At 53.0% G+C, this 6,689-nt stretch carries 9 protein-coding genes and 1 tRNA gene; 2 read left to right on the top strand and 8 right to left on the bottom strand.

Going from position 1 to position 6,689, the window contains the following annotated elements:
- The first annotated feature begins 58 nt into the window (after window positions 1-58).
- Window positions 59-613, top strand: coding sequence for a GGDEF domain-containing protein (locus AB7E65_RS11440; RefSeq protein WP_428745950.1), 555 nt, complete (start codon window positions 59-61; stop codon window positions 611-613).
- Between the two features lie 335 nt (window positions 614-948).
- Here the strand turns inward: AB7E65_RS11440 and AB7E65_RS11435 are convergent, their stop codons facing one another.
- A complete protein-coding gene (locus AB7E65_RS11435) occupies window positions 949-1,230 on the bottom strand; it encodes a DNA-binding protein (RefSeq protein ID WP_072285830.1) in 282 nt (93 codons plus the stop codon).
- A gap of 3 nt (window positions 1,231-1,233) precedes the next feature.
- On the bottom strand, window positions 1,234-2,274 hold the full coding sequence (locus AB7E65_RS11430) for a DMT family transporter (protein WP_428745949.1): 1,041 nt from the start codon (window positions 2,272-2,274) through the stop codon (window positions 1,234-1,236).
- Window positions 2,275-3,078: 804 nt separating this feature from the next.
- On the opposite strand from AB7E65_RS11430, the gene AB7E65_RS11425 reads away from it, so the two are divergent.
- Window positions 3,079-3,369 carry a putative quinol monooxygenase gene (locus AB7E65_RS11425; RefSeq protein ID WP_072285828.1) on the top strand — a complete coding sequence of 97 codons (291 nt, stop codon included), beginning with the start codon at window positions 3,079-3,081 and terminating at the stop codon, window positions 3,367-3,369.
- A 95-nt stretch (window positions 3,370-3,464) separates the two neighbouring features.
- Here the strand turns inward: AB7E65_RS11425 and AB7E65_RS11420 are convergent, their stop codons facing one another.
- From AB7E65_RS11420 to AB7E65_RS11395, 6 genes are all read right to left on the bottom strand, one after another.
- Window positions 3,465-3,956: a ferritin-like domain-containing protein gene (locus AB7E65_RS11420; protein WP_072285827.1), complete on the bottom strand. Its 492-nt coding sequence runs from the start codon at window positions 3,954-3,956 to the stop codon at window positions 3,465-3,467.
- An 89-nt stretch (window positions 3,957-4,045) separates the two neighbouring features.
- A complete protein-coding gene (locus AB7E65_RS11415; protein WP_428745948.1) occupies window positions 4,046-4,492 on the bottom strand; it encodes a hypothetical protein in 447 nt (148 codons plus the stop codon).
- Window positions 4,473-5,084 carry a nucleotidyltransferase domain-containing protein gene (locus AB7E65_RS11410; protein WP_428745947.1) on the bottom strand — a complete coding sequence of 204 codons (612 nt, stop codon included), beginning with the start codon at window positions 5,082-5,084 and terminating at the stop codon, window positions 4,473-4,475. The genes AB7E65_RS11415 and AB7E65_RS11410 overlap by 20 nt, the downstream gene beginning before the upstream one ends.
- 428 nt (window positions 5,085-5,512) lie before the next feature.
- Window positions 5,513-5,598 (bottom strand) — tRNA-Leu (locus AB7E65_RS11405).
- 69 nt (window positions 5,599-5,667) lie between these two features.
- On the bottom strand, window positions 5,668-6,501 hold the full coding sequence (locus tag AB7E65_RS11400) for an aminotransferase class IV (RefSeq protein ID WP_072285722.1): 834 nt from the start codon (window positions 6,499-6,501) through the stop codon (window positions 5,668-5,670).
- A partial coding sequence (locus AB7E65_RS11395) for a chorismate-binding protein (protein WP_428745946.1) occupies window positions 6,498-6,689 on the bottom strand: 192 nt, incomplete at its 5' end. The genes AB7E65_RS11400 and AB7E65_RS11395, both read right to left, overlap by 4 nt.

Here is a 6,689-nt window from a genome sequence, read left to right as displayed (position 1 = left end):
CGGCAGCGAGAGCGAGCTTCACTTCGGTGACCTTCCAAGGCGACCGAATGCCAAGAATTTGAGCGTAAAGATCGGTATCTTTCATGTAAGAGACGCTAACCTACCCACTCGATTTGGGGAAGGGCCCTTTTTTTCCGTATTGCAGGTCGAGTTGGGAAAATCAGTCAGGACCCAAACCCCGCTAAGCCTTATGTTGATCGACATTGATTACTTCAAGGAGGTCAACGACCGCTTCGGCCATGTCGCCGGAGATAAGGTTCTTGCACTGGTTGCGGTCATTCTCCAGGATTCGGTGCGGCCCGGGGATGCCGCCTGCAGATATGGAGGTGAGGAGTTTGCGGTGCTGCTGCCCGATAGTGATCGAAACGTCGCGGAAAAGGTTGCCTTGCGGCTTATGGAAAAAATCAGATGTGCCCGGATCCCGGTTGGTAGCGAGCAGATCGCCCTGAGCATCAGCGTCGGTATTGCGGCTCTGACTGGAGGCTCGTCAAAGACCATGGAGGATCTGGTCCGCCAGGCGGATGAGGCATTATATGCAGCTAAAAACAGTGGTCGCAACCAGGTGTGCCTGGCGGATGAAGATTATCATCTTGCCGGGGCGATGTGCGATTGAGCCATGAATTGCCATGTTTTTGCCGTATTTATTGGGGAAACGGGCAGCGTGAAAGAGGCGGCCCAGGCCGTGCTGGGGAAAAAATCGATAGTGCAGGATTAAAAAGGGGCTGCCGCCCAGGCGTGGCATGATTCTTATAAACCAACGGGGCGATCCTGCTGCAGGGGTCGCCCCGTTGAAGTTTGTCTTAATACTGAAAAATTGCGGCCCGGCAGGGAGGGGTTCCATCATTGCGTCTGATCTTCCGGGAGAGGACTTCGGAAGATTCAGGCTTAAGTGGGTTGCATGGGGAGGACATGCGAATCACTGCCAGGCCGCATTGCATGGGTGTATGGTTATTTCCAGGACGCCGGAAGATATTTCAGTCTGCCCCGCCCAAAATCGGTGATGGTGAAGGTCTCCAGCAGCTTGCCCTGGGCATCGATGTCGACGTCGATTTCCTGGATGAGCCCGGAAGCACGCATGGAGGTCAGATGTTTTTCGAAACTTTTTACGCTGAACTGGCCTTCGTTGCCGTACTCGGCCTTCAGTTCCTTCATAAGATCGTGCACATTTGCCTGGTTCCTGGTGGACATCAGATGCAGCAGGCGAAACCGCAGTGGTAGTTTGATAGCCATGATTTATGCTCCCTGGCGCAGATTGAGAAGTTCTTTGGGGTTGGCCACAACCAGCACACCACCGATGGTGATGATCAGGCCGCCAACCACGAGGTTGGTGGTCAATTGCAGGTCGGTCATGAAATAGCCGAAGACAATCCCCCAGATGACATAGGTGATATTGAGGGCCATGGCGCGGCCGACGCCGGTCATGTTGAGGCTCTTGTACCAGGCCAGGTAGGAAATGCCGCCGATGACGCCGGCGCAGGCCAGAATCCACAGGCTGTTGAACGTGCCGAGGGACTCGCCGAGCAGCGCCCATCCGGCGACAAATGGCAGCACGCCGACGATCGATACGATACAGGACACCGATTCACGGATGCTGATGGCGATGTCCGGATCGACCATATCCATGCCGAAGGTGGAGAGCACGCCCTCGATGCCCCAGCCGAAACATGCCAGAAGCGCACAGCCGATGCCGAGATAGAAGTGGGGCATGCTGCCGCCTTCAGGAGGGGTCCAGCCGACGATAAGGGCGCCGACAACCGAAAGCGCAATGCCCGCCCAGACCAGCGGGGTGACTTTTTCCTTCAGGAAAACCGCTGCCATGATGGTTCCCACCACCGGGAACATGGCGGTAATCGACAACGCATAGGATGCGCCGGCGAACTCGATGCCGAGCAGGTATCCGCCCATGGCGATGGGGCCGCCAAAGATAGCGGCGAGACAGACCAGTATTCCCGGCCAGGTTTTCAGGGTGCGAAAAATTTCACTGCCACGTCCCGTGAAAATATTGGACAAGGTCAGGAAGATTCCGGCAAAGCCGTCGTGCATGGCGGCGCCGACCAGCGGCCCGGTAAAGATCGTGGCGCCACCGGTAAAGGGAGCCATCGCAAAGGCAATGCCCATGACGACACCGGCAAACCCCCAGGACATTCCGCCGAAGGCTCCCCAGAGCAAACCTGCCTTGGCGTGGCTCAGCTTTCGTTTGTTGCTCAGATCTCTCGTGAGGACCTTCGATGAGGAAGGCCCTCCAACCACTTGTGCTGCGACTCCATTGGCCATAATGTTTCTCCAGTAGAAAATAAATCGAATGTTCCCCCGCTATGGGGTCCGGGTTTTGAAGCTGTCCACGTTTTTTGCGGCACCTGCTGGTTTTCATCCGGAAACGGGAGCAGCGCTCTAGTCGGGCCGTGATTTACAAAACAAACAAGGTTGAACATTTTAAAACAATTTCGGTGCATCTCGGGTGCTGATGGCAGCGCCTTGCGAATCTATAATGATATGAAAATTTTGCTATTTTCTTAACATGTTTAACAACATCCAGAAAAACAAGGTTTGAGATTTTTCTTTCGAGTTGCAGCTGGCGTTACGATAAAATATGTTTGTTTTTGTTGTCAAGTGAAAGTTTTTGCCAAAAATGAAAAAAATATGCCCATTCGGAAGGGATGTTTTTCTGAGGTTCTGAGTGGATTTCCCGAATATAAATTAAAATAACAAGAAAAACAATTGGTTGCGATTGTCCTCTGAATGGTCAGGGAATGGTGAGGTTTGTTTGTCCTTGTTTGTTTTTATGTTGTGTGGGTTTTGATGTGCGTGAAAAGTGGGAGGTCGTGGAAGCCGTGCCGAAATATTCCGGCGGCCGGGACAGGGAATATCTCGTCGGTTTCGATGTTTGTGATATGCTTTCCAAAAAAACTTTACATCAAGGCGATAAACAGGGGAGACAGCGTCTCTCTCCGGAGTTTCCGGATGGACACCAGCAAGGAAGAAATATCATGCCCCGGCGTGTCCTTATCGTGTTGCCGCACCGGCTTGGCCTTTAAAGCCGGAATCATCTGTTCCCTCAACATAGACAAGGAGAGAATCATGGCATTAACCGTTATCGCAAAATTTGTTGCCAAGCCTGGTAAGGAAGAAATTCTGAAAAAAGAACTGCTGGCACGCATCGAACCGACTCGTGCCGAAGATGGCTGCATCGTTTACGATCTGCATCAGGATGTCGACAATCCCGCGGTTCTGGTGTTTCTCGAAAGCTGGAAAAGCAGGGAAGATCTGGAGCAGCACCTGCAGATGCCTTACCTGCAGTCGCTTTTAGGCATGGTTGACGAAATTTGTGCCGAACCGCCGGAGATCCGCCTGGCCAATCAGATCGGCTGACCCCGCGCTGCGGCAGATGCCGGGACGAAACAAAAAACGGGGTCCGGCCTCTTGGCCGTACCCCGTCAATTATTCCTTTTGGTGATGGGCGGGTCTTAGCCGCCCCAAGGCATCTGGGCATATTCCTCAAAAGCCTTGTCATGATAGCGCTTAAAAAGACTTTCGTGGCCCCGCTCCCATTCAGCCAGCATGCTCAAGGCTTTTTTGGTATCGCCTTCGGCCTGGGAGGCAGCATGTTCATAAAACTCGGCAAAATCCCGCTCGATCAGGTAAGCCATGCGCAATACGGGCAAATCCGGGACCATAGACTCCAGAACTGTTTGATCAAGAATTTCGGTAACGGCCCTTTCTGAGAAAAATCCTTCCTTTTCAAGTGCCTTTCCCATCTCAAGACTTGGCGCGCCGCCTTTTTTAATCTCCTCGATCTGATTTTCTATAAAGTCGATATGCTTCTGCTCCTCGGCCGCCAGATTTTTGAATGCACCAACGGCTGCGGCATGACCCAGCCGGTCTGCATTCTGCTCAAAAAAACGCTTGCCCTCATGTTCACGCTGCAGGGCATACTGATAGACTTTGAGGATGTCCATTTGCTTTGCCTTTCGGTTAAGGATTCATACCTGTCTTGCAACGTTTACACTGTCTCACCATGTTACTTCCTCCGGGTTGGTTGTCAACACTATTGCTTTTCGATGTCTCTTTTCGAAGAGATTTCCCCGAGTTTTTCGACTTCATCAAGCACCGCTTCGGCAGCCTGAATCAGATCAAGAACAAGGCGCTCGCTGACTTCGAGAAGGCCCTCGTATTCCCCCCGGTTGCGCAAGTTGTGGCAGTGAGCCAAGATACGCCAGATTTCAGGGCCTGCACCTATCGTGTGCTGAAGACACTGAAAAACGATGTAGCGATTTTCCGAACGATATCCATGCCAGCGAAGAGCGGCTAGCGATAACGCATGTGCAGCATTGTAAGCCAGGTCGAAGCGACTCTCCAACGATAAGGCAGCCATCCGGGAGTCTTTGATCTGCGTGCGCCCTGAGTGGAGAAGCCCATCAAATTCTTTCTGATCACCTGGTTCTTGCTTTATCTGTCCGATATCAACCAGGTTTTTAAACTGTTGGGAGGTCATCTTGCGATCCAATCAGAAAAATTATGGGTTGCTCGATTACCCTGACAACAAAGCTGCTTTCCGCCGTAATTTTGCTTCGGAACTCTTCGACAGTATAGATCGTCGGGTTGATCTGTCTTCCCAATTGGGCTTCCAACTCAGAAAAGCTGACAAGCAGATCCGGGTAGGTCGGCTGGTCTGAAATCAACATCAGATCGATATCGCTTCCAGCGGTGTCCGATCCTTTCGCTACAGAACCGTAGATGAAGGCAACTTTGATTTTGTCTTTGAATTGGTCCAGGGCCAGACGCAACGGGCCGGAAAGACCAAAGGTTTTGCGGACGATTCCTTTTAGCTCTTCGAAAATAGGCGATGAAGGGTTTGCCTGGTAATGTTTCTGGTTCCCGATCTTTTTGACCGTCAGAAGGCCAGAAGCTGAGAGCTTTTCCAGTTCTCGCAGGACAGTCCCGGTGCCTATTCCTGCCCGATCGACAATCTCTTTCGAATAAAAGCTTTTATCCGGTTGCCCAAAGAGAAGGCGCAGAAGCTGCTGCTGTGTTTTGGTAAACAGAGCGTCGCTGATGTTAAATGTTTTGCTGTTGATGTTTCCCATATTGGGAACTATATAACCCAAAATGGGATAATGCAAGCAGGTTTTGATATGAGGGATTTGAGTTCTGTGGGGTAAAATCATCCAGAACAAGAGGCAGTATTGCCAGCTCCTGCGGGAAGTGATGGAACGAGAGATATGGGAGCCCTGGATTCTCTATATGCTTGCCGCCATGGAAGAAACTGCCCGCTGGACTTGCGGAAAAATCCTGGCGATCCGGGACCTTCTTGAAGAAACAGTTTCTTTTTGCCGGGAAAAGCTGCCTAGGCGCGTAAGAGTAGACGGTTTGGCGGAAGTATGAGAAAGAAGTTCGATTTTTTGAATTTCTCTAAGTGCTTGAAAATAAATCGTTATATGGATTTCCGACGACTTTTTTAGATCACAATGGACAAAGAAAAAGCCCCTGACGGATCAGGGGCCATTTTCTCTATTGGTGCCGAAGGCCGGAATCGAACCGGCACTGCCATAAGCAATCGGTTTTTGAGACCGACGTGTCTACCAATTCCACCACTTCGGCAAAGTGGGATGGATTATAAAGACATGTTTGCCGATGGTCAAGAGGTTTTGGTAGAGACTGGCCGTTTGTTCAGGATGCCGCGCCATTGCGGATGGCCTGCAGCAGCTCCAGGGCCAGGGGGCCGCGTTTAAGGGGGAAATTTTCCAGCCGGGCAATGGGCATGATTTCGATAATGGCATTGGTGAGAAAAGCTTCATCGGCCTGGAAAAGAGTCTGCATGTCGATGGGCTGCTGTCTGACGGTAAAGCCGAGGGTATCGGCCGCCTGCAGGACCTGGCGACGCATGACGCCGGCCAGGACCAGTTCTCCGGCGGCCGGGGTAATCAGGGTTTTGTCCCGGATAAGGAACAAATTGCTGGTGGCGCCTTCGAGTATATGACCCTCGTCAGTGCGGAACAGTGCCTCGCGGGCCCCTCGTGACTGGGCGTAGCGGGCGGCGTAGAGGCAGTCGGCGTAATTGCCGCGCTTCATCTGCGGCAGGTGGGAGAGGGGGTTGACGCGCCGGTTGGGGGCAAAAACGCACGTGGCTCCGGCCTTGCGCTGAGTGTCGTCGGGGTCGCTGCAGGAGACGGCGGTGATGATGGTTCGGGCATGCTGTGCTGGCGGTACCGCAAGTCCATTACAGATTCCCCTGGTGAGGGTCAGGCGCAGGCGCGCCAAAGGCCAGGGGCAGCGTTCGGCGGTTTGCAGAAGGTTGGTGCGGACCTCGTCGTGGTTGCGGGGGAAGTCGAGCAGCGAGGCCGACAGCGCCAGTCGGTCCAGGTGGGCTTCGATTCGCAACACCTTGTTGTTTTGCACCTTGATGGTTTCAAACAGGGAGTCGCCGAACAGCAGGGCGCTGTCTTGCAGTGGCAGGCAGGCTTGTTCGGCGGTGCAAAACCGGCCGTCGAGGTTCACGATCATGATGCCAGTCCGAGGGCCAGGCGCAAGGCCGCGGCCTTGTGCAGACATTCCTGCCATTCGCGGGTCGGATCGGAGTCGGCAACAATGCCGGCGCCGACCTGATAGGTCAGTTCCCTGTCGAATTTCTGGAAACTGCGGATCAGAATTTTGAAAGCCAGGTTGCCGGTGATGCTGACATAGCCGGCGCT

Source organism: Syntrophotalea sp. (assembly GCF_050253115.1).
Classification (GTDB): domain Bacteria; phylum Desulfobacterota; class Desulfuromonadia; order Desulfuromonadales; family Syntrophotaleaceae; genus Syntrophotalea; species Syntrophotalea acetylenica.
This window is presented reverse-complemented; position numbering and strand designations above follow the sequence as displayed.